General features: G+C 47.6%; 15 protein-coding genes. 6 read left to right on the top strand and 9 right to left on the bottom strand.

Annotation, left to right across the window (positions count from 1 at the left end):
• Window positions 1–67 precede the first annotated feature (67 nt).
• The 3 genes from Q7P67_RS09095 to ilvA are packed head-to-tail and all read right to left on the bottom strand — an operon-like array spanning window position 68 to window position 5,006.
• Window positions 68–2,797 (bottom strand): ChaN family lipoprotein, encoded by a 2,730-nt coding sequence (locus Q7P67_RS09095; RefSeq protein ID WP_303851649.1) that lies wholly within the window; start codon window positions 2,795–2,797, stop codon window positions 68–70.
• Window positions 2,798–2,844: 47 nt separating this feature from the next.
• Window positions 2,845–3,813, bottom strand: coding sequence for a hypothetical protein (locus Q7P67_RS09090; RefSeq protein ID WP_303851648.1), 969 nt, complete (start codon window positions 3,811–3,813; stop codon window positions 2,845–2,847).
• The gene (ilvA, locus tag Q7P67_RS09085; RefSeq protein WP_303851647.1) at window positions 3,810–5,006 is read right to left on the bottom strand and encodes a threonine ammonia-lyase; all 1,197 of its coding nucleotides are present in this window, start codon (window positions 5,004–5,006) and stop codon (window positions 3,810–3,812) included. The genes Q7P67_RS09090 and ilvA overlap by 4 nt, the downstream gene beginning before the upstream one ends.
• Window positions 5,007–5,140: 134 nt before the next feature.
• Between ilvA and Q7P67_RS09080 the strand changes: the two genes are divergently transcribed.
• The gene (locus tag Q7P67_RS09080) at window positions 5,141–5,932 is read left to right on the top strand and encodes a mechanosensitive ion channel family protein (RefSeq protein ID WP_303851646.1); all 792 of its coding nucleotides are present in this window, start codon (window positions 5,141–5,143) and stop codon (window positions 5,930–5,932) included.
• Window positions 5,933–6,116: 184 nt separating this feature from the next.
• Here Q7P67_RS09080 and ccsB read toward each other — a convergent pair whose 3' ends face one another.
• From ccsB to Q7P67_RS09060, 4 genes are all read right to left on the bottom strand, one after another.
• Complete coding sequence (gene ccsB, locus Q7P67_RS09075; RefSeq protein WP_303851645.1) at window positions 6,117–7,193, bottom strand: c-type cytochrome biogenesis protein CcsB; 1,077 nt, start codon at window positions 7,191–7,193, stop codon at window positions 6,117–6,119.
• 1 nt (window position 7,194) lies between these two features.
• Window positions 7,195–8,556 carry a cytochrome c biogenesis protein ResB gene (locus tag Q7P67_RS09070; RefSeq protein WP_303851644.1) on the bottom strand — a complete coding sequence of 454 codons (1,362 nt, stop codon included), beginning with the start codon at window positions 8,554–8,556 and terminating at the stop codon, window positions 7,195–7,197.
• Window positions 8,557–8,636: 80 nt separating this feature from the next.
• Window positions 8,637–10,283: an ammonia-forming cytochrome c nitrite reductase subunit c552 gene (locus Q7P67_RS09065; protein ID WP_303851643.1), complete on the bottom strand. Its 1,647-nt coding sequence runs from the start codon at window positions 10,281–10,283 to the stop codon at window positions 8,637–8,639.
• A gap of 190 nt (window positions 10,284–10,473) precedes the next feature.
• Window positions 10,474–10,830 (bottom strand): response regulator, encoded by a 357-nt coding sequence (locus tag Q7P67_RS09060; RefSeq protein ID WP_303851642.1) that lies wholly within the window; start codon window positions 10,828–10,830, stop codon window positions 10,474–10,476.
• A 120-nt stretch (window positions 10,831–10,950) separates the two neighbouring features.
• Between Q7P67_RS09060 and Q7P67_RS09055 the strand changes: the two genes are divergently transcribed.
• The 3 genes from Q7P67_RS09055 to Q7P67_RS09045 all read left to right on the top strand — a co-directional run bounded on the left by Q7P67_RS09055 (window position 10,951) and on the right by Q7P67_RS09045 (window position 16,395).
• A complete protein-coding gene (locus Q7P67_RS09055; protein ID WP_303851641.1) occupies window positions 10,951–12,723 on the top strand; it encodes a histidine kinase dimerization/phosphoacceptor domain -containing protein in 1,773 nt (590 codons plus the stop codon).
• Between the two features lie 70 nt (window positions 12,724–12,793).
• Entirely contained in the window at window positions 12,794–14,608 is a 1,815-nt protein-coding gene (locus Q7P67_RS09050) for a KUP/HAK/KT family potassium transporter (RefSeq protein WP_303851640.1), read from the top strand.
• Between the two features lie 140 nt (window positions 14,609–14,748).
• Window positions 14,749–16,395 (top strand): methyl-accepting chemotaxis protein, encoded by a 1,647-nt coding sequence (locus tag Q7P67_RS09045; protein WP_303851639.1) that lies wholly within the window; start codon window positions 14,749–14,751, stop codon window positions 16,393–16,395.
• Window positions 16,396–16,458: 63 nt separating this feature from the next.
• Here the strand turns inward: Q7P67_RS09045 and Q7P67_RS09040 are convergent, their stop codons facing one another.
• Together Q7P67_RS09040 and Q7P67_RS09035 are read right to left on the bottom strand one after the other, a co-directional pair.
• Entirely contained in the window at window positions 16,459–18,186 is a 1,728-nt protein-coding gene (locus Q7P67_RS09040) for a hypothetical protein (protein WP_303851638.1), read from the bottom strand.
• Window positions 18,187–18,275: 89 nt separating this feature from the next.
• Window positions 18,276–20,135: a PhoX family phosphatase gene (locus Q7P67_RS09035; RefSeq protein WP_303851637.1), complete on the bottom strand. Its 1,860-nt coding sequence runs from the start codon at window positions 20,133–20,135 to the stop codon at window positions 18,276–18,278.
• A 187-nt stretch (window positions 20,136–20,322) separates the two neighbouring features.
• Between Q7P67_RS09035 and Q7P67_RS09030 the strand changes: the two genes are divergently transcribed.
• Both Q7P67_RS09030 and mprF read left to right on the top strand, forming a co-directional pair.
• Window positions 20,323–21,597, top strand: coding sequence for an MFS transporter (locus Q7P67_RS09030; RefSeq protein WP_303851636.1), 1,275 nt, complete (start codon window positions 20,323–20,325; stop codon window positions 21,595–21,597).
• Window positions 21,581–24,136: a bifunctional lysylphosphatidylglycerol flippase/synthetase MprF gene (mprF, locus tag Q7P67_RS09025; protein ID WP_303851635.1), complete on the top strand. Its 2,556-nt coding sequence runs from the start codon at window positions 21,581–21,583 to the stop codon at window positions 24,134–24,136. Before Q7P67_RS09030 ends, mprF begins: the two co-directional genes overlap by 17 nt.
• Window positions 24,137–24,143: the final 7 nt, after the last annotated feature.

The raw sequence follows: 24,143 nt of genomic DNA, 5'->3' as shown, positions 1-24,143 counted from the left end.
ATGAGAATGCCGCGTTACGCTCGCAGAGACTTAATTGCCTTCGCGGCGCGAACTCATTTTATCTTTGTCAGAATCTTATTTTCAGAACCTCTTCCTTGTCCTTTCTCATAACTTTAAGGTCGTAGTCTTTGCCCTTTTCGGCATAGAGCAGCTCAAGTTTAAGTGTGGGTAGGTCTTTCAGCACAACACCGTTGAAAGCCGCAAGAACGTCGTCTTTCTGCACTCCCGCTGCCTGTGCCGCAGATTTGTCGGAAACGTCAGCAACCTTCAGATTACCGTCCTTTTCGTCTATCCCCACACCCAAAAGGGGCGAAGAGTCGTATTCGGCTTCCGCAGGATAAAGAACATAGTCGGCTATTCCCGGTCTGTTTTCTTCATCCTGAACGACCGCAACGTAGTTCAGCAGATTTCTGCGGAACAGCCTTTCCGGTATGGCAGTTCTGTAGCGGATGTGTCCGTTGCCGGCCAGAATCACCATCAGCCTTTCGGGATTCGCCTTCATATATCTGTCGGCGCTGTCCGCCATAGTTTCGTCCCAGAGTATCTGAGCTTCATAGAAATTCTCAAAATCCTTGCCCATAGGGTGCATCGAAAAGATGGTGGTCAGGTTCTCCCTGTAAGCCCCGTCAGTATACTCGATACTGTCCGGTAACTGTTTAATATCCTCAGCGTCAAGGGATTTAATGCCCCCCGCGGCCACTTTTCTGGTTATCTCCTGCGGGGTGTTCAGAGCCACCAGCGGAATACCGTTTTCCCGCGCATAGCGGAAGATAGGCGTATACATCCTGTAGTCGAACTTCCATCGTTTATAATATTCAGTTCTGACAAGCATCTCTTTTTCGGAAATTTTACCGGCTGCATAATCGTCAAGCACATGCTGGTAAGGTTTTTGCACCATTTCCAGCCCGATTGCCACTTTTTTACCGCTTTCAGTCAGCCTGCGTATAAACTCAAGCTGGTTCTCATGATGAGCGTATGAAGTATGTGTCTCGCCAACGTAATATACTTTGGCATAAGGATTTTCATCTATTATCGTTTTAATGTCGATAGCTGACTGCACGCGCTCCCCCTGTTTTGCATCGTAGAGGATGAATCTGTTGCCCTGTGCTGCTTCCGCCTGTTTCGGCGTCAGCCTGCCGTTTTCAAGGGACAGGGCGGTGTATTTACCGTAATGATTTGCCCGTGAAATATTCTTTGAGGCGGCGGCGGCATCCGCGGCATGTATAACATAAGTCATTCTGTCGGTATATAACGGGTGCATTGATGAAATTATTTCAAAATCAGATCTGACCACAGGGGCGTTCACTCCGAAATACTTTTTATAAGCGGCGTTATCCCTGTCCAGAAATACTAGGATTTTATCGTTATACTGATATGGATTTACATCATCACTGTAAACCTCGGCATTATCTATCGCCTTCAAAACGCTTTCATATTTTGTTTTATTTTTCTCACTCACAAATACCGCCTTGGGATATTTGCTCCATAGTGCATAAAAAACCGGATAAACCTCTGAACGGTCGAGCATACGCGCTGTTTTATACTGCGGGTCAATAATGAGGTCACACGGACGTTCTTTGGTCTTTATCACGATTTCTTTGTCTTTTGCATCGATGAACTGCGTGCCAACTATATTGCCTTTCTCTGTTTTGACAACAACTTCCAATGGATAGTTAAGGTTTTCGAGGCGGTTTTTTATTACGAACGATGTCTCGTAACCATCCATAACCGCTTTGTAACCCGCTTTGTCAACATCAAACTCAGCTATGTAATTTTCTGTCAGCCAACCGTTAAAAAATTTGTCCAGCTTCCTGCCGGATGCGTCCTCGAAGCATTTCTGGATTTCGTTCCATCCTGCTTTATTAAACTTATATCTGTTGTAGATCAGTTTCAGCCCTTTGCCGAAATCTTTTGAGCCAATGGTCTCCTCAAGCATGGAAAAGACCATCAGACCTTTGGAATATCCAACTGCCTGAGACGCTTTTCCGCTGTTATAGCTGAATCCGAGGAGATTTGCTCCCTCCTCTTTCTGTCTGGCGTTCTGCATGATGTTTATAACTGCCGCCTTACGATAATCGGCACCCTTTCCCTCCTGCTTTTCATAAAGGTGATCCGCAAGATAGGTGGTAAGCCCCTCAGCCCAGTTTCCGCCCCTGTCCGTATCAACGGCGACTCCGAGCCACTGGTGCAGAAGCTCATGTCCGAGGGAAGTGCGTGTCAGAAAAGGCATGGAAATTATTTTTTCCGAAATAAAGGTAAGCGACACCAGAGCGTGTCCCACCGGATATGGCACGTCGGCAACTGCAAACCTTCCGTAGGGATACTTTCCGAACATATCTGCATACATGTTCATAAGTTCCTTTATTCTGTCGAAATACGCATCGGCATACTGCATATTCTCCTTTGAGAAGTAAACAGCGATCTCAACGCCGTTGTATTTCTCCGTGCGCATCTGCCATTTGTCGGAGATGCCCAGAACCATGCCGTGATTTGCGTGCTTCAGTGTAAATTTATAGCCGTATTTCGTCTTTTCGGCTCTGTCGCTCTCGGCGATCGCTGTGTAACCCTCCGGCAAAGTCAGTTCCAGAACATAGCCCGTATCTGTCGGTTCGCCGAACCAGTCGTCGTAAAGAACGAAGGTTCCGCCGAAATCCCTCATTTGGGTTGTAAACGGTTTTCCGTCCACAGTGCCCGAAATGACCTTTGCCGTCATGTCCGCTTTCGCTTTCACCAGCGTTGCGGCGTTTACAGAAAATACTGATGTGATTAAAAGAAACAGAAATAACAGTCTTTTCATCTGCGCCTCGCATTTATATTGGGAACATATTGAGAATAAGATAGATTCTAACCTTTTTGGTTCAGAAAAAGGAAGCGGTAAAAATGGACGTCGGAAAGTTTTGCGCTTATGCGCACCGCAAGTGCCGTAAAAAGGATCGAGAATATCGTGCGCAGCCAGAGTACGCCTGAGAGATGTCCGCCTATCGCCACCATAAGCAGGGTGTCCTCAATCATAGAGTGGCAGATTCCCATAAAGGCGAGGCTGAAAAATACATCTCTGTGGGTGATGACACCGGAACGCGCCTCGTTTATAATGAGCCCGCCGCCGTATGTCAGCCCCAGCGTGAATCCCACCATTGTGAGATACGCCGCCTCTTTACCTATGCCCATGAGCTTCATAAGGGGTTCGCAGGCGGAATCTATCAGGTTTATCACACCGATGACCTTCAGTATCTTCATCATGAAAACGAGAGCGGTCACTATACAGGCGATATATGCCAGATTCTGCACCTCGCCCAGCGCCCAGCCCATGATGGTTGCATCAACGGGGGAGGGTTTCAGAAGTATCCTGGCAGGCTCCTGCAGCCACCCACCGTAACTGTATATGAGGTTAAGTATTATACCGTAAATAAGAGCACACCCTATGCGGAACGCAGCCATGGCGGCAAAACGCGTTCCCGCCTTTTTGGCAATCTGCACCTCAACAGGTATGGCGTGCGCCATAAGCATCATGGAGGCAAGCACCGTTGCTTGTGCTGCGGTAACCTCCGTTTTCCCGGCGAGTGATACGAAAACTATGATGCCGCCGTAAATATTTGTCAACAGAGCGGATGCCCATGCAAGACCCATCTCGCCGGGCAGACCCGTCATCACCATAAGCGGAGCCAGTATCCTCCCAAGCAGACTCACCAGCCCGAGCATATCCAGTACCTTTATCAGGATTATCATAGGAATAAGAATCCTGAACAGTGTCACGAGTATGAAGAATGACTCCCTGACAGTTGACACGAGGATATGTCTGACGCTGTATATCATACGATGCGTTCAACCTCGTAAAGTGAGCTGAGTCTCGCCATTATTCTGTCTATATGCTCCTGTCCTCTTGTTTCAAGTGATACGTTGACGCGGCTCTGGTTCAGGGGCACCTTCTGGTCATTGCGGATGTGTGCTATCTGGTGGATATTCGCCTGCAGATTGCTTATTTCCTGTGAAAGGGACGTAAGCGCGCCGGGGACGTCACGCAGAATGATTGAAAGTGTCATGAAACGCCCGGTCGCAGTCATACCGCGGCTGATTATACGGCTGATGGTGGTAACGTCTATATTACCGCCGGAAACTACAAGCACGGTGGTTTTACCTTTAACATCAACCTTGCCAGCCAGAAGAGCAGCCAGCGGTGCGGCTCCAGCGCCCTCCACAACCAGTTTTGCACGTTCTATATATTCCAGCACCGCAAGAGCTATTTCGCTTTCGGAAACAGTGACAAGCTCGTCCACACAGTTTTTACAGGACTGGAAAGTCAGATCGCCGACCTTTTTAACCGCGATCCCCTCTGCAAAGGTTGCAGAGCTTGAAAGACTCACAACCCTGCCTTCGGAAAGGCTGCTTACCATGCCCGCCGCCTCTTCAGCCTGAACACCTATAATTTTTATTTTGGGGTTGAACTCTTTAACATATTCCGCGATACCTGAAATCAGCCCCCCTCCTCCGACCGGCACAACTATCTGGTCAATATCGGGTTTTTCAGACAATATCTCGTATGCGATGGTGCCCTGCCCGGCTATCACGTCATGGTCGTCGAACGGGTGGATGAAATGAAGTCCGCGCTCTTTGCCGACCTGTACGGCATGTTTGTACGCGTCTTCAAATGACTGACCGTAAAGAATGACCTCTGCTCCGTGGCTCTGGGTGCTCGCAACTTTCACCATCGGCGTGAACTCAGGCATTACGATTACAGCCCTGATGCCGAGTGTCTTTGCGCTGAAAGCAACTCCCTGAGCGTGGTTTCCAGCGGATGCGGCTATGATTCCGCCGCGGCACATTTCCTGATTTTTCAGTATACAGTTGAGCGCTCCGCGTATCTTGAAAGAGCCTGTACGCTGGAGGTTTTCCAGTTTGAAATAGATATCCGCTCCCGTTATCTCCGAAAAATTGTTCGAGTAGTACAGCGGCAGATGTTTGATGTAGCTTTTTATCCTGTCGTAGGATTGAGTTATTGCATTTAACATACCGATATATTAGCCTTATTGATAATAATTGCAACCACAACCGCTGCAATTGTTGCCAATACAATAAATTCTATACAACTGAGCTTTATTAGGTGTAATATTGCATATCAGCACTAAACAAGGAGCCTTTATAAATGAGTGATATTTTACCCGATCTGACCACCTACGCGTGGCAGATAGTTTTTGCCATACTTATTCTTGTCATAGGACGGTACGCAGCAAGATACCTTTCTAAATTCTCTGTAAGACTTATGGAAAAGGGAAAAATGGACAAAACACTGTCCAAATTCCTTTCCGGAATTATCTATTATGTGGGTATGGCTGTCGTTGTTATAGCCTCCCTTAACCAGCTTGGCATTGAAACCACATCCATTGTCGCCGTGCTTGCAACCGCAGGTCTGGCTGTTGGTCTCGCCCTGAAAGATTCACTTTCAAACTTTGCCGCAGGTGTGATGATAATCATTTTCCGCCCTTTTGTGATAGGCGACTTTATCGAAGCGGGCGGAACCACAGGAACTGTTGAGATAATAGGTATTTTCACCACACAGATGATAACTCCGGACAATAAAACAATTATCGTGCCGAATTCGACCATAATAAGCAACTGCATAACCAACTATTCATCAAAAGAAACCAGACGCGTTGACCTCACCGTCGGTGTCAGCTACGGAAGCGACATTAAACGCGTTAAAGAGATATTGCAGGAAATAGTGGAAGCGGATGAGAGAATACTGAAAGACCCTGCGCCCACCATCGCCGTCTCAGAGCTTTCAGACAACAGCGTCAACTTTGCGTACAGGCTGTGGGTAAACTCGCCGGAATACTGGAACGTTTATTTTGACACGCTGGAAAGCGTTAAGCTGAAATTCGACGAAAATAAAATCGCCATCCCCTTCCCGCAGATGGACGTACATATCACAAGATAAGCAAGGGGAGCGTGATGCTCCCCTCTTTTGATTAACATATCATATGAGTCCATTTAAGCTAATTTTCGAACACAATAACATTTAAATAAAGAAGGTCATAAATTCCGCAGGGGAGTGTACACCGAAGTACATGACCAGAGGAATTAAAGACCTGACGCCGTGATGCGAAGCATATAACCGCCGACTACAGCGCTCCGTATGAGTGCAGACCGGATATCAGCAGGTTCACGCCGATATAGGTGAATATCGTACAGACAAAGCCCGCAACGGCAACCGCAGAAGCCTTCGCCCCTGTCCAGTCCTTAACATATCTGGCGTGGAGATAAAAAGCGTATATCAGCCACGTTATGAGCGCCCACGTCTCTTTCGGATCCCATGACCAGTAGCGACCCCATGCCTTGTCCGCCCAGACAGCGCCGAATATCAGCCCGCCCACGGTGAAGATAGGGAAGCCAACGGATATCATTTTATAGGTAAGCTCTTCCATTGCCTTGCTGTCTATGGAAAATCTGTCCATCAGACACGCAAGTTTTCCGCCCGAAAACCAAAAAACGGTACAAACAACTGCATAAACGAGGAACAGAACTGCAAAGCCGCCTGCACCCATCTTTTTAAACGTAAAATAGAGGGGTTTGTACGCACCCTCAACAGCCTTTGCGGAGAGTGCCGCAGCGAAGTCGCCGACCACAAAAAGGGTGACGAAAACAAAAGTTCCGAGCGCAACCGTCCAGAAGATATAAACGCCGCTTCTGCGGGGGAGCCTGAGTGATGCCAGATGCAGAACCGCCGCAACGAAAGACATCGAAAAAGCCGCATAGGCTATGAAGCTCATTGTTGCGTGCGCCAGCAGCCAGTTGCTCTTGAGAGCTGGTACAAGCGGCTGTATACCCTTTGCAGCACCGACGGTATCAACGAAAGCCACCGCCATTCCGGCAATAGCCGTAAGGAATGCACCCATGAATTTTGTTTTGTATCTTCTCTCTATCCAGATATTGCCCGCCACCACGCACCACGCAAAGAAAAGCAGTGATTCGTATAGATTTGTCACCGGAATCGAGTGGAAAAATCCGAGTTTGTATGTATCTGCGAACTCTACCCAGCGCAGAAAGAACGCTATGGTGTGGCAGACGAAACCGAAAATGACCATCCATGACGCAACCTTGCCGATTATCTCCTTTTTCATAATAAGATATGCGACGTAAACCGCCATTGTGACCATATATGTGATACTTGAGATACCGAATAAAACGGAGCTGTTCATATTAGCCCTCTTTTGTTACCGATTGTTTAAGTTTTTCAAGCAGTTCGGGAATTGCCGACCTGAACTTGCTTCTGTCCGCAGCAGCGGAAATCTCTTTAACACCGCCGTTATCAGTGATGCGAACCCAGATGCGCTCGTGGCGGAAATAGAAAGCTATAACAACGCCAAGACCGAGAATGAAAAATCCTATATATACAAGGTAGTCAGCCGGATCATAAGTTACGGAGAAAACTGAATACTGCGCGCCTATAACATCCACAAACTCAATCTTCATATCGCCAGCCTGACCTGATTCTGGATAGTTCTGGAATACCCATTTATATCCGAGAGATACGTCTTTCTCATCAAACGCTTCGACCTTTACGGCAGGGTTCATCATAAGAGTATTGAAGTTAACCAGTTCGCCCTTACTGTCCTGACCAAGAGAAGGCGCGAAGTCAGTCACCTCTGCCGAGATTTCCGTTCCCGGAATGGAAAATTTCTGACCGAACTGAACAGCGATCTTTTTAAGATTACCCTCTTTTCCGGTATTAATGATAAAAGCAAGGTCTCTGTTCGGATAAAATCCGTGATTTGTCTGAAATATACGATAGCCTTTGTATTCGATGGGCGAGTTTACCATCACCTCTTTCGATATCTCCTTTCCGTTTTCAACGATGGCTATATCGGAGCGGTAAAGCTCAGGTTTCACCGAGTTTTCGTAATATTTCACATCGAAGTTGTCCAGACGCACAGAGAAGGGTAGTTTTTTAGTGGTCTTGTCCAGAAATATAACAGTATCGTCGCTCTGCCCCTCAACAACACCGAGATTGCCTTTAAATCCCACAGTAACGCCTACGAGTGCTGCTATCAGGATGACCATAATACCAAGGTGTGTAATGTAAACTCCGCTTCTTGCGAAACGTCCTTTTTCCGCGGCGAAATAAGCTGTGTCGCCGTCCTTCTCCTCAACAACGCTGTAGCCTCGGAGGAAATCTTTAACCTTTGATTCGGCATCCCCTTCCGTTTCGAAGGATAAGGAGTTTTCACCGAAAATATTTCTGTTTATCGCGACAGGTGTTTTAAGCTGTCTGTAAACGTGAGACAGTCTGTAGAAAGTGCAGACGGTCAGGTTTACACCGAAAAGCACCAGAAGCGCAATGAACCACCATGATGAATACATATCCGCCAGCCCTGTTTTAACCAGCCATGTATACATCTGCTCGTGGCTCATTCCCAGCTTGTCCGAAAGCCAGAAAACAGCTTTTGAACCGGAATCATTCTGCTGGATAAAAGTACCCAGAGAAGAGCTTAAAGCTATCATGATAAAGAGAAACATCGCGAGCTTAACGGAAGCCCAGAAATCGAGTATTTTTTTAAGCACGGATACACCTCAAAGTAAGAATAACAAATAATCTGAAAAAACGGGGGACATTTCAGTCCCCCGCAAAGGTTTAATGTCTGTTACTTCGCAGCCGCTGCAGCGGGAGCTGCTTTTGCCGCGATAGCATCGTCGATGATTTTTATACCTTTCTGAGACTCGTCCATAGATTTTGTGAGCGATTCTCTTGCAAGTTCGGGGTTGTGGAAACCGTCTGAGTTCTCAGCCGTCCAGTATTCCCAAAGGATATGAGCTTTAAGATGCTGATCCTGAGCCTGTTTTATAACAGCGGGGTCAAGACCTGCCTTTTTGCCCTCGACTATCTTGTCGATAAGTCTGTCTATCCAGAACTCAGCTTTTCTCATCTTGCCTTTGGTGTAGGCTTTAACAGAATCGATTGCGTAAACAGCATCCTTCTCTGTCCATCCTTTGTGGCATCCGCCTGTCAGACATGATGATTTGATGTGATCTTTAGGAGTGACAGCATAGTGTGATGTATACATCTTTCCGTCTTTGCCTTTAACTTTTTCCATGTGGCAAGTGTCGCATCCTACACCCGCTTTCGCGTGAACCGAGTTGTAATGTGTCTCAGATTCGGGGTGCTGTGCTTTCCACAGGTAGCCGCCTGTGAGAGCGTGTTTAAAGTCGTAGAAATGTATCTGGTTTTCATAATGCTCGTACAGATCCAGAACGTCTTTGTAAGGGAAGTGGTTTGTTCTGGGGTCGTCGAACGTAACGGGTTTACCTGTTTTTGAGTCTGTGCCGGGGTTGCAGTTGTACTCAACGTGGCACTGACCGCACTGAAGTCTTGAGTCATATTTTTCAAGGATAGCTATCTTTCTTGTATAGCCTCTCATACCCATTTCATACACTTTGAATTTTGTATGGTTGGGGTCTTTGTGCCAAAGGGTGTCAGCTTCGGGTCTTGTAAGGGCGTCGATAAGGGCGTCTCTTACGACTCTGGGCTTAGCTGCGTGGGGGTCGTGGCAGTAGAAGCAGTTGAGTCCGTGCTGAATCTTTTTGGTCTGTATCATAGCGACGGGTTTGCTCTTTCTTGAGAAAGGCGCACCAACGTTGGGGTCGCCCATGTATGCCCAGTCAAGGATGTGGTCCTGAGTTTTACACTGTAAGCAAACAGGGTTGACCGCTGTCGCAGTCTGTCTCATGAAGACCTTCTGGTCGTCAGTGGAAGGCTCTTTGTCAACAATGGTGTCCCAAAGTTTGCCGGGTTTGTCGTTAACATATTCCCAGCCGTTTTTGGGCTGGAATCTGCCGCCGAAAGCTCTGTCAACAACGATCTGGTCAAGAAGCATAAAGGGGTGGCTTCTGGTGAGTCCGTGTTCCTTTGTGAAACCGTGTCCCATCATCAGTTTGTCCCAATAAGGATTGGGTGCTCTGTTTGTGAGCTGCGATTTCTCGTCTCTTGCGGGACGGTGTTTGCTCACCTGAAGGAAAGAGTCGTGCTGATTTTTGTGACATTTTCCGCAGGCTTCCCATGATGTATCAACCGCGGGACGTTTTGAAGAATCGGCAAGGTGTTCCTTCAGACCTGAGTGGCAGTTAACGCAGTTAACGTTCTTGTGCTTGCCGCCGGCGTGCAGTTCCTTAACTACATCGTGGCATTCATAGCAGGTCTTGGGGTTAACAGGTTTTTCCTGTGCGGCCATTGCGGACGACGCGAAGAGCGTTATGAGAGCCGTCAGCGCAAATGCCGTAATGAACTTAGCCATTCGTAACATTGTTCCTCCTTTTAAGGTTAAAAAACGTCAATACCAATATTGCTTAATAAAGTTATAACTGTAATTTTGTCAGAATGGTGTTAATGATTTAAAGTTGAAGTAAAGATTGTTAAGACCGGCGTTTAAAACGGAAAAAAGGGCGCATAAGGCGCCCTCTGAATATGATGAATGGTATTAAACCTTAACTTGCGTATAAACTGGAGATGCTGGACATCAGCCTTTCGAGATTTACAGGCTTGCGGATGACGTCGTCAACCCGCAGTTCATCCTTTGTATATTCATATGCCGTAAGGGCTATTATAGGTGTTTCGCAACCTTTTTCGCGCAGGCGGCGGACCATCTCCCTTCCGTCCATAACAGGCATGTTTATGTCTGTTATGATGATATCAGGCGCAGACTCATTTACTTTGTCCAGACCATCCTGACCGTCCTTCGCAAGAACGACCTCTTTCACTCTTTTGGACAGCATTCTGGCAAAGTACATGCGGGTTATAGCTTCATCTTCGACATAAAGAACAGTCATCTCCTGCACGTTCATAACCTCACCTGTTTAATACTATACAGTATTATGCAGCATATTAACGGAAACGACAAGTCTATGTTGTAAAATTTACATGCTGACACTTAAAAAAACTGTTATAATTACCAAAGGTGAAAAATGAAACAGCCGAACAGTATCAGACTGATCCAGAACTACTTCGTAGTGCTCATTTTTATGTGGACAGCCGCTGTTGGCGGATCACTTATCTGGACTATAAGCACGGCGAAAAAAAACACCCTGATAACAGCCCTTGCCCAGGGGCGCATGGCACTTGAAAAAGACAAAATGTTCCGCAGGTGGGCATCAAAACACGGCGGAGTTTACACCTTTACATCCACCACAATTCCTAACCCGTACCTTTCGCATATAAAAGACCGCGACATAAAACTTCCCGACGGACGGACGCTCACCCTGATTAACCCGGCTTATATGGTCCGCCAAATGTACGAATTCAACAAAAATGCAAATCTTGTGCGTACACGTCTGGTCAGCGACAAACTGCTGAATCCTGTTAACGTACCGGACGGTTGGGAGGTTGAAGCGCTCGAAAAGGTGCTTAAAACAGGAAAAGATTACTATATTATGGAAAAAAGCAGTGCAAAATATGAATTCAAATTAATGGCACCGTTTTTCATAGAGAAACCATGCCTGAAATGTCATGCTTTTCAGGGTTACAAAGTCGGCGATATCCGCGGCGCAATCAGCGTTGTAACAAACATCACCGACATTATAGATGGCGAAAAGGATATTGAAAAGTCTGCTTACGTCGGGCATATAATCCTTTATGTTCTGATACTTATCCTGTTCAGAATAGGATATTTGAATATTGTCAGAATGCTTACCCGAGCCAATGAGCGCGAAGAGGTGCTTAACGCCGCCATGAGCCGCAGCGAATCCATTCTTCAATCCGCATCGGAGAGCATTTTCGGTGTGGACAGGCTGGGCAGCATAACCTTTATAAATAATGCGCTAAGTAAAACACTTAAATACACATCAGAAGAGCTGGTGGGCAAAAACCATATCCTGCTGACCCACAAAAGGGACGAACAGGGGATGCCTGTGGAATCACCGGACTGCATAATCTTGAAAGCAATTGGCACGCTAAAACCTCTCAACTGTGTCGAAACCTTTGTTAGGAAAGACGGAACCGAATTTTTCGGTGAAATGTTTGCATCGCCAATAGTTCTTGACGGCAAAGCCACAGGCGCAGTGGTTTCTTTCTTCGATATAACGGAAAGAATAGCCAAAGACACAGCCATTGCCAAGGCATTGCAGGAAAAAGATATTCTATTAAGCGAACTGCACCACAGGGTAAAAAACAACCTCCAGATAGTTTCCGGTATCCTGTCTTTACAGGCGGACACGGCAGATTCCTCAGGTCAGTCTGTGGAGGATATCCTTAAAAACGCGCAGTCACGGGTTATGTCCATGGCGCTTATGCACGACTGCCTATATAAATCAGAGGATCTGTCAACCGTTGATATGGCTGACTATTTTGCTAAACTGATTGACTATTATTCAGTAACATTCACCCATACGGGCAGCATGATAAAATTTGATACGGATATAGACAAACTTGACCTTCCTATATCGTCAACCATCACCTGCGGGCTGCTGATCAACGAACTGGTGACAAACAGCATTAAACACGCCTTCGCGGAAACTGAATTCCCGGCTATCCGCATCAGTCTGAAAGAGGACAGAGGAAACGCCATACTCACAGTCAGCGACAACGGCAAAGGACTTGACGAAAATGCCAAGGAGAAGGACAGTCTTGGCATGATGCTGATACACAGTCTCACCGAGCAGCTTTACGGAAAACTGACGTTTGAAAACGCAAATGGACTGACCACCGTGATAACCTTCCCCACGAGGTTACAAAAATCATAATTGACACACTGGTGAAACTGGCGTATTTTCTGCAAATGTTTCTAATTTTAAAAACAGGATACGTCATTTAATGCTGACACGTACGGACTGGGCAAAGATAGTTAAATCTTTGGGTCTCGTATTCGGTGATATCGGTACCAGCCCGATATATACTCTGACGGTTATCTTTCTGCTTCTCGAACCCACAAAAGTTAATATCATGGGCGTTGTATCGCTCATTTTCTGGACGATGTTCCTTCTGGTTACTGTGGAATACGCATGGCTGTCCATGAGCCTCAGCAAACGCGGGGAAGGCGGCACCATCGTTCTTATGGAAATACTCACTCCTCTTCTTAAATCAGGTCGTAAAACTGCTTTTTTCACCCTTCTCACATATATAGGGGTTTCTCTTCTCGTCGGCGACGGTGTTATAACTCCGGCAATCAGTATCCTTTCCGCTGTGGAAGGTCTGCGGCAGTTGCCGGCTTTTTCAGGTGTTTCCCAGGGACTTCTGATATTTATAGCCGCCTTGATAGCCATAGGTCTTTTCTCCGTGCAGAGCAAGGGAACGGAAAAGGTTGCCGTGTTCTTCGGTCCTGTGATGCTGGTATGGTTCTCCGTACTGCTGATCACAGGCATAGCGTCACTTTCACGCCATCCGGAGATTCTTCTTGCGGTTAACCCGTTCTATGCTGTTGAATTTGTAGGCACCCACGGTGTCGTGGGCTTTTTCGTTCTGTCAGAGGTGATACTCTGCGCAACAGGCGGCGAGGCGCTTTATGCAGACATGGGACATTTCGGCAGAGCACCCATAATAAGAGCATGGTCGATGGTCTTTTTCGTGCTGGTATTCTGCTACATGGGGCAGGCTTCATTCCTTCTGGAGCACACGGATGCCAAGAACATCCTGTTTGAAATGGTATACAGTCAGGCACCTGTTTTTTACATTCCTTTCCTGCTGCTTTCCGTTATGGCGACCATAATAGCATCACAGGCAATGATAAGCGGAATGTTCTCCGTTATGTATCAGGCTATTACAACACGTATTCTCCCTCTTTTAAAAGTGGACTACACCTCCGACGAAATGCGTTCGCAGATATATATTCCCACGGTAAACTGGTTTCTGCTGTTTTGCGTTCTCATAGCTATGTTCGTTTTCCAGAACTCTGAACACATGGCAGCGGCATACGGTCTCGCCGTTACAGGCTCTATGACCATAACAGGCATAATCATTTCCTGCATCTTCTTTATAAGAAAAGATTATATTAAATGTTACGTTGCTGTTTTCGTAACTGTTATCGACATACTGTTCCTCTCTTCAAACATGCTGAAAATTCCCCACGGCGGTTTCTGGTCGCTTCTGATAGCGTCGGTTCCGTTTATTGTGATAGTTGTATACACGAAGGGCGGAAAAAGGATGTACAGAGCCATCAAGCCTGTGCGGATAGAGGACTTCTTAAAACAGTATGAAGTAAAATACCTCAATTCCTCAAAGCTGGACGGTACCGGGCTTTTCTTTATCAGGGACGTTAACTTTATCCCTCCGTATATAGCAAAGACCATATTCATCAATAACATAATTTACAAAGACAACATCTTTATATCCGTAAACGTCACGGATGAGCCGTTCGGAATAAGCTGGCAGTTCAAGGAAGACCTTTCCGACGGATTGCGCGTATTCGACGTGCGCATGGGCTATATGGTATCCGGTGTCGATATCGATAAAATATTCAAAAATGCAGGGATAAACGAAGCGGTTGTTTTCTACGGAGTGGAGGACATCATGACCGACAACCCCATATGGAAATTTTATTCCCTTATCAGAAAAGTAACCCCATCGTTCGTGCAGTTTTACAGGCTTCCTGCGGATAAGCTCCACGGTGTTGTCACCCGAGTTAATCTATAACAAATTATACTCTAACTATTTTAACTTTAAATTAATAAACATTATTATTTTCTAAACTTCAGATTTTTTGCTTTGATTCTCATATTTGAGCACATATAATCATAATAAATACAAAAAATGATCCTTCCTGTGGGGTTACTATGAATTTTCTTGCTAATCTTTCCATAAGAACCAAAATCAACCTTGGATTGGGCACGCTGATGCTCATGCTCTCTATATGCGGAGTGATAGGTCACTTCGGGCTTACCAAAATAAACAACACACAGGCCTCAATTTTTTCCGTCCGTCTGCCGTCCATGGACTACCTTATTGAGGCGGACAGGGATCTGCACCAGCTTCTGCTGGCGGAACGCGCCCTGACTGTGACACCTGCGGATGCAGCGGAATATAAGGATTTTCTTGACTCTTACAACGAAAATATGGAACAGGTTCTGACCCGGTTCGGTAAATATGAGGCACTGAGCAGAACTGACAAAACTGCGGATACTATAGACAAATTCCACTCGGATTATGAAAAGTGGAAGGTTGTATCACAGCAGGTGCTCAAACTTTCCGCGGAAAACACCGAAGATTCCAGACTTGCCGCAGCCGCCCTCTCATACGGCGAAGCGAGTAAACTTTTCGACGCCATGCGTGAAAACCTGAACACCCTTACAGAAACCAACCTCAAAGACGCAGAGGGAGAACACAACGCCGCAAACACCACCTTTACCACAGCCAAATACATGTTCATAAGCGTCATTATTTTCGGTCTTCTTGTCGGCGCGGCTGTTGCTCTTAAACTCGGTTCGGTGATTGTCAGAAGCATCAAACAGACTGCCGGTATGCTTAAAGACATTTCAGAGGGCGAAGGCGACCTTACGAAAAAGCTCCCCGTGACCTCAGGGGATGAAGTGGGCGAGCTCGCCAAACACTTCAATCAGTTTATAAATAAACTCAGAGATATCATAAACACAGTTAAACAGAACTCTGACAGCATAGCTTCAGGCAACTCGGAACTATCCGCAACATCTGAAAAACTGGCGCAGAACTTCCATGAACAGACATTACAGCTCTCCGCTGTCGCATCGGCAACGGAGGAAATGAGCACCTCCGCATCAGAGGTTGTTCGCTCTGTTCAGGACGTTACGGACAAAGCGGAACAGGCAAACAGCTTTATTCACGACGGAAGGGAAATGCTTCTGGAAGCTGTTTCCAGCGTCATATCAATTAAAGACGAAGTGGAAAACCTCGGCAAAACCATTGGTCAGCTTTCCAACTCTTCCGAGGAGATAGGAAACATACTTAACGTTATAAACGATATAGCAGATCAAACTAACCTTCTTGCTCTTAATGCGGCAATAGAGGCAGCAAGGGCAGGGGAACACGGACGCGGTTTTGCTGTTGTTGCCGACGAGGTGCGGAAACTTGCGGAGCGCTCCCAGAAGGCTATCAAAGAGATAGAGACTATCATTCTAAACCTTCAGAAAGAATCGTCTGTGGCTTCGGATAACATGAAGGCAGCCAGCAAAAAGGTTGAAAACGGCGTTGTCGTTATCAGGGACACAGAAAGCATGTTCGAAAACATCGTAAGCTCTGTGAATACTATCACGGAGGCAAGCAGACACATCGAAACAGCAGTTTCCGAACAGGTTCAGGCGATACATAACATAAACGGCAACACGCAGGTTCTTTCAAACGGGGTTGAGCAGAGTAATATATCCGTCACGGAGGTTTCAAACACCGTCGTAGACCTTCAAAAGCAGACGGAAGATCTGTCCATGCTGGTGAGCAGGTTCAGAACATAATAGCCGCGGAGTTTTCTTTAATGGAATTATTAAGGGCGGTCCGCTGACCGCCCTTTTTTTGTATCAAAAGATAAGCGACGTTGCTGTGGAAAGTATAAAATCCGTCAGCCCCGTTGGTTTGTCCTGCGGGGAAATTGTTTTATGCACATTCGTAACAGGCTTTACGTTGGCATCCCGTCCGTAAACGAAACTCTGCTCCTTAACGATGGTTCTGTATGCTTTGTTCAGCGTCAGCGCCCTTGCTGACGAAGGGAACAACAGAACAGAAACGTCTGAGTGCAGCGCGTTCACCATATCTGTTTTAAGGGTGCCGTCGGCATTGAAGAACTTCGCCTTAACCTCGTCGTTGTCCCTGAACTCGTCTCCCGCTATGTTCTGTTGCAAATACATAGTATATTCGTACTGATCGCCTTTACCCTCGTATGCCACCTTATGTTCAGGCATACCTTTAATGCTCTTCTGGGTCCAGTGGAACCAGCCGCGTTTGTTCGATGAATCCTCATACTTTCGGCTGTAAGTAAACACCGTATCACTGGTTGCACCGAGCCTTGTGTGGCAGCCCATGCAGAAAACCGTTTCTTCATAGGTCTGCGGACGCAGATCACCTTTGGCATCCTCTATGAACGCCTGAAACACCCAGCCCTGCGGATTGCTCAGTCCGTATTCGATATCCCCGTAATAGACTGAAAGCCTGTCGGGAAAGTCATATTCCTCTTTAAATTCGTCGTACGCTTCATATTCCAGATCGCTGTATGTCATCCACATCAGTTTTTTCGAATAGCGAAGCTCTTTCATGCGTGGCGCAATGTCAATGTCGCCGCCGTCAGTGACGTTTATATAGCGGACAGAATGGAGAAACTCAGTGCCTTCGGGAAAAAGCCCTGCTGCCAGATGCACTTCTCCAGCCGCGAGTTTTGTTTTTGCCAAACCGACATAATACATGTATCTGCCTGCCGTGGGCAGCCAGTCATATTCTATGACGGATGCAGTACCAAGGCTGCCGTTTTTATCCAGATCAACGCCGTATACCGTTTCATCAACAGGGTCTATGGCGATGTCCTTTTTCTTTATCAGCGATTCAACAATGGCAAGATTTATCTTATATACATCAAGGCTGAAACTGCCGCCTTCGTCCTTCATAAATATATCGCTGAGACGGATGAGCACGTCGTCTGTCGAACCGTTCGTAGGCCAGAAGGTGCCGAGGAACGGTGCATAGGCATAGGCTCTCCATCCGGTATAGCCTCCGGAAGGGTTTTTATCGAAGCCCTCGCTGTCAAAGTTGAAATAACAATCCGGTGTGTAGCCTCCCCAGCTTCCGTCACCATCGAAATCCCATTCTTTTGGAACGGATTTCAGCTTTTCAGCAAGGATTATCTTCCCGTCGGATGACTTATAGTTGTCCTGGCGGACATATGAGAGTATCTCGCTGTCGCTCTGTGCGACAACTGCTTCCGTACGGTCAACGAACAGGTTTGTCCAGTGGTTCGTGTTCGCATATTCCGCAAAGGTGTATGTTTCCTGCAGGTCGTCGTCGTTGGTATAGTTTGGCTCCACAGAATTTTTATGGCAACTGTAACACGGATTGAATTTTTCCCCGTTCTCCCCTTCAGTCACCGTATAGCATTGGGAGGGGATAAACGCCGCCTCATTCTTTACAGATTTTGAAAGCAAAGGATAGGTTACGGTACCTTCCGTCGTCGGCGATGCGGAACCTCCTCCGCCTCCGCAGGCTGCCGTGACAAAAAGCAGAACGGCGCCCAGCAGGAAAAATACACCTGTTTTTTTCATGTCAATCTCTCCTTATAGTCAAATCAAAATTCCCCGTGAAGCCGGAGCATCACGGGGAACTTATTACCGATAAAGGGAAACCTTACGGTTTAGTTCATTGCGGGGAAGGGACCTATGAAGCCTGTGTAGGCTCTCTTGTCGGCTGTGCTGTTGGCAGCGGGCATACCGGTTGTCGCTTCGCCGTAGGGGTGCTGAATAACGCTCATAAGGTATCCGAAACCGTGGTAGTTGGGATAGAAATAAGGAGATGTAGTTTCGGAACCGTAGGGTGTTGTCTGGATACGGGTGAGAGTTTTTGTCTCAACGTTGTAAGACCAGATCATGTCGTTTTCGTGTCCGGCGCCTGAGTCTTCGCCGATGATAAGAGTTTTATAACCGGGCATAAAAGTCAGGTTGTCGGGGTTTGCAACTCCGTCCAGAGAGCATTTGTTGTTCGCAAACGCGCCGTCGGAAGCATATTTTTTGGAATCGTCAGCAGCGCCGTAGTCTGTTGTGACGGGTGTTCCCACAACAACAGGATACATTTTTGTAGCAGCATAGTTTGTGTCGAGGTCAAGTGCATAAACCGCGCCGCAGGTGTTTTTGGCAACTTTTATATCGTTGGGACCGCCGGCATCGTTTGTGGCGTTGTTGTCAAGCATACCGTTGCCTATTTCTGAAAGCGCAAGGTACATTGTTCTTGTTTCTGAGTTAAGAGTTATACCTTCCATTTTGCGGAACTCCGTTGTACCGCCAAGCATAGCTGCATAGCGGCGTGTTTCCAGCCTGGAGGCAGCTTTTTCCATACCTGTTTTGACTTGAAGACACTGATGTCCGTATGTAGTGTTTATCTCGTTGTGAGTTGAGGGGCAGGCAGCGCCGCCGGATATATCAACTTCGTCGAAGATGTCGGCATATGTTACGTGAGAATCAAGCATAGCCTTTATCTCAGCGTCGGAGGCAGAACCGAGGCTTATCCATGTTATGTTAGCGGAACCGCCGTTTGCCGCATCTGTCTGCGCCCATTTTGCAACGTACAGGGTACCGGAGGAAAGGTCACCGGCTGCGTCTGCAACAAATCTGAACAGACCGACGTTTGTACCGTCGTCAGAGATATACGCTGTCTTTTTGTCGGGCATAACGTAGCCAAGCTCGTGCGCAACGCGTCCCATGCTGTAGTGTTTTGTCACGGTGACAGCGTTGAAGTTCTGAACTGCAAGCTCTGTCTGCCATCCGTAGTTATAGATGTTCATTGTGCTGTATGCGCCCGCTGTTGTCAGGTTTGTTGCCAGACCGAAATACAGCGCCATTCTGTTGCCGTAAGTATCGTTGAACTTGCCCGTTGTTGCGTCAACGATCTTTGCGTCGGGTTCATACTCTTCAGAACCGAGGTGCGTTCCCCAGGGAGTAACGCTGCCTGCGCAGTGTACCCAGCCGCCTTTAACGCCGGAAAAATCGATGTGGCGTGTTTTTTCAGCAGAAAGAACGCCGGAAGCGTCCTGTTTCAGCTTTGTGATATACATAGCTGCGGGAACCGATTCAAAGTGGGATATCATGTAAAGGTTTCCGTCAAGACCTGTAAGCAGTGAAGAGAAGTCGTTGTCGGAAGAGACATAATCAGAAGCGTCGGAAGGGTTGAGCACTTTGTCTCCGTCCTCATCATAGAGCTGACCGAAAACCTCTGAATCTGAACTGGGTTTATCGCCGCTTCTGAGGATTGTGTGATATCCGATGGAATATTCCTGTCCGTCGATTGTCACAGTATCGGAAGCGAGGATGCTTCTTTTTTCAGTGTCTGTTTCGGGAGCTTTAACTCCTGTGAAAGAAACGCTTTTTGCTGCAGGCGTTTCAGTATCGGGATCGGGTGTGGGCGTTGCAGCGTCGCTGTCGCTGTCGTTGCACGCCACGAGTGAGACTGTCATTACAATGGCGAGAAGCACCATTGACGCTAACTTTTTGAACTTGCTCATTCGGCAAACCTCCGGAATTTTGAATGAGTGTATCCTCTGTCTGTCACAGGAATATGCTGAAAATGTAATATTTAATTTAGAAAAATTATTATATAAGCTGAATTACGATTCCGGCAAAATTATCATCAGAAGAGAAACTTTGCAGTTTTATGCTGTTTGGTATATTATCCGTCTGAAAGGAAAACTTATGTTTAAAAGCACTTTTCGCTCCCTCGCGGTGCGAAACTACAGACTTTGGGCGGCTGGCGCCATTGTTTCCAACGTCGGCACATGGATGCAGCGCACAGCGCAGGACTGGCTTGTTCTGACGACGCTGACAAACAATAATGCGACGGCTGTGGGCATCGTCATGGCTTTGCAGTTCGGACCCCAATTCTTTCTGCTTCCGGTCAACGGCTTTGCGGCGGACTATTTCGACAGGCGGAAACTGCTTATCGTGACACAGGCTTCCATGGGGCTTCTGGCGCTTGGGCTGGGGCTTCTCACGGTGCTTGGCGCTGTTAAGCTGTGGCATGTGTACATCTTTGCTCTGATATTCGGCTGTGTTACAGCGTTTGACACTCCCGCCCGGCAGACGTTCGTTTCCGAGCTTGTTACGGAAAAGGACATCTCAAATGCGATAGCGCTCAACTCCACCTCCTTCAACGCCGCACGGATGATCGGTCCCGCAGTTGCCGGCGTCATGATATCCGTGATAGGCACAGGATGGGTTTTCCTGATAAACGCCGCCTCTTTCGCCGCGGTTCTGGTTTCGCTCTGGACCATTAAAAAGAGTGAACTGCACCTGCGCGAAAAAGTGAAATTCACACGAAGCGGTCTTGCCGACGGCTTCCGGTATATCGCCGGCAGACCCGACCTTAAAACAATTCTGTTCATGTTCTTTCTGATAGGCACATTCGGACTGAACTTCCCGATATTCATTTCCACCATGGCTGTATCGGTGTTCCACTCCGGTGCCCACGAGTTCGGGCTTCTGACAACCATAATGGCAGTAGGCTCCGTTGTGGGCGCTCTGCTCTCCGCAAGCCGCGACAAGCCGCGCGTATCGCTTATTTTCGTCGGTGCGGCAGTTTTCGGTGCAGGATTTATCCTTGCCGCGGCAATGCCGACCTATCTGCTGTTCGGCGCGGCGCTGGCTGTCATAGGCATTTCCGCCCAGACCTTCACAACAACTGCGCTTGGAGCTGTCCAGCTTCTCACTGAACCTCATATGCGCGGACGGGTACTGGCGATACTGTTTGCGATATCATGGGGCGGAACAATAGTAGGCGCCCCCTTTGTCGGCAGGATAGCGGATATGTTCGGTGCTCGCGCCGCCCTTGGCGTCGGTGCCGCATCCGGTCTGCTTGCTGCTGCAGTAGGACTTTATTACCTCTTTAAATACAGAAATATGAAGATCCGGTTTGAAGACGGAAAGATAAGTGTTACACTTGATACTATAGAACATGAAAATCAGTCATAAATACAGACAGATATTATCTTTCGGCTTCATCTTAGCCATGTTATTTCTGACGGGCATATTTGTTGACAGCTTTCTGGACAAATACAGCCTGCGGCAGATCATGAAGGATCTTAACGCAATACCCATGCAGAATAAGCTGCTCGCGGTTTTCTTCATGGCGGCAAGCTATCTTTTCCTGACCACATACGACTTTCTGGGGCTGCGCTATCTCGGCAGAAAACTGGCTGCGCGCAAGGTTGTGCTGGCATCTTTTCTCAGCTACGGGTTCAGCAATTCAATCGGACTCTCCGTGCTGGCTTCAGGCTCCCTGCGCTACAGGTACTACTCATCATGGGGACTCAGCTTCCCGGAAATAAGCAGAATGGTCGTCTTCACATCCGCAACACTCTGGGTTGGCATACTCGCTTTGGGCGGCGCTGCGTTGACCCTTGCGCCTGTTGCGGAGATGCCCCTTAAACTGCATACATTCATAAATATGCGCATCATCGGCGCTCTTTTTCTGACTGGCATAGCGGTGTATTACTTCCTTCTGGTCTTTTTCCGGAAACCGTTCACCCTCTTTGGGCAGGAGATAACCCTCCCCTCCCCAGCTCTGGGTCTTGCACAGATAACCGTAGGTGTAACAGACTGGATACTTGCCGGCGCCGTTCTCTATGTTCTCATGCCAGACAGCGCCCCTGTCGGATTCATGCAGTTCATGGGGATATACATTCTCGCCCAGACCATCGGACTTATCAGCCATGTTCCCGGCGGTGCCGTTGTATTTGAAACGGTAATTCTGTCTTTCTTTCCCTCTGCTTCCGTTCCGTCCATGATAGGTTCGCTGCTGGTATACAGAGTAACATACTACATCCTTCCTCTGCTCACAGCGGCTATCATACTCGGAATAACCGAAGGTGCGCGGCAGAAAGAGAAGGTGCTCTCATACGCCGGATACCTGAACAGAATATACAGAGCTGTCACGCCGAACCTTATCTCCGTGATAGTCTTCATAGTGGGCGCATATATGCTATTCGCCGGCGCGACACCGATAAACCCCGACAGGTTTTCGTTTGTTGAAAAGATGTTCTCCCTTGCCGTGGTGGAAACCTCACATTTCCTCGCCAGCATAACCGGAATGGGACTTATCATACTCTCCGGCGGACTGAGAAAGCGCATCGACCTTGCGTATCAGCTCACCATGGCTCTTTTGGCGGCGGGCACCATTTTCGGACTGCTGAAAGGTGCAGAGATTGAAACCGCCCTGTTCGCAGTTGCCATTGCCGCGGCGATGCTCCCTGTCCGCAAGCTGTTTAACAAAAGAAGCCCCTTTTTCGACGAGGTGCTCACAAAAGAATGGGCAGCGGCGGTGTTCGCTATTCTTCTGGTGTACGTCTGGCTCGGCTTCTTCTCATACAAACACGTCGAGTACCGAAGCAGTCTCTGGTGGACTTTCACGTTCAACGATCAGGCGCCCAGATTCCTGCGCACTCTTGTGGGTGTTTTCAGCCTTATGTCAGCGCTCCTGCTGTACAAATTCATGCAGCCGTCCAAAAAGGTCAGACATTATGAAGCTCTCAGTCCCGAAGAGATTGAAAACGTTGTGAAAAACAACAGCGACACTTCGGCATATCTGGCTCTTCTGCAGGATAAACAGTTTTTCACCAATGATGAGCACAGCTCGTTCATCATGTACGGCATAGAGGGACGATGCTTCGTAAGCATGGGCGATCCCGTTTCCGCGGCAGACGAGGACGAGGCGGCGGAACTTATTATAGGTTTCCGCGGGCTGGCACAGAACCACGGATGCAAAGCTGTTTTTTATGAAGTCGGCACACAGTACATCCCGCAGTACATAGACGCCGGTTTCAGGATATACAAGATAGGCGAGGAAGCGCGGGTTCCTCTGAACAATTTCAGCCTTGAAGGAAGCCACTGGAGCGGAACGCGCAACAACCTGAAAAAGATGGAAAAGGAAAACTGCCGTTTCGAAATAATCGAAGACACAGAAAGCCTTCTGCCGGAACTTAAACTGATATCCGACGAATGGCTGGCGAACAAAAATACGCGGGAAAAGCGCTTTTCTCTTGGATCCTTCGACGTGGAATATATCAAAAAAATGCCGGTTGCAGTGGTTTTTAAAGACGATGCACCCGTTGCCTTTGCAAACCTCTGGGCAGCGGCGGATATGGACGAACTGTCCATAGACCTCATGCGTTACGGTTCGGCGGCACCGAAAGGCGTTATGGAATATCTGTTCGTTAAGCTGATGCTCCACGGAAAAGAGAAAGGCTACGCTTATTTCAACCTCGGCATGGCTCCACTGTCCGGCATTGACACCCACTCCTTTTCCCCTCTCTGGAACAGGGTTGCAAGCGCACTTTTCAACCACGGCGAAAGGTTTTATAACTTCAAGGGACTTCGCAGCTATAAGGATAAGTTCAATCCGCAATGGCAGCCTAAATATATAGCTGTACAGAGTTTTTTTGACCTCCCATCAGCTTTGGGCAGCGTCGCTTCGCTCATAAGCGGGGGAACAGGCGGTATCTTCGGAAAATAACGCCCAT

Origin of the sequence: Seleniivibrio woodruffii (assembly GCF_029267515.1) — a bacterium.
GTDB lineage: Bacteria > Chrysiogenota > Deferribacteres > Deferribacterales > Geovibrionaceae > Seleniivibrio > Seleniivibrio woodruffii_A.
This window is presented reverse-complemented; position numbering and strand designations above follow the sequence as displayed.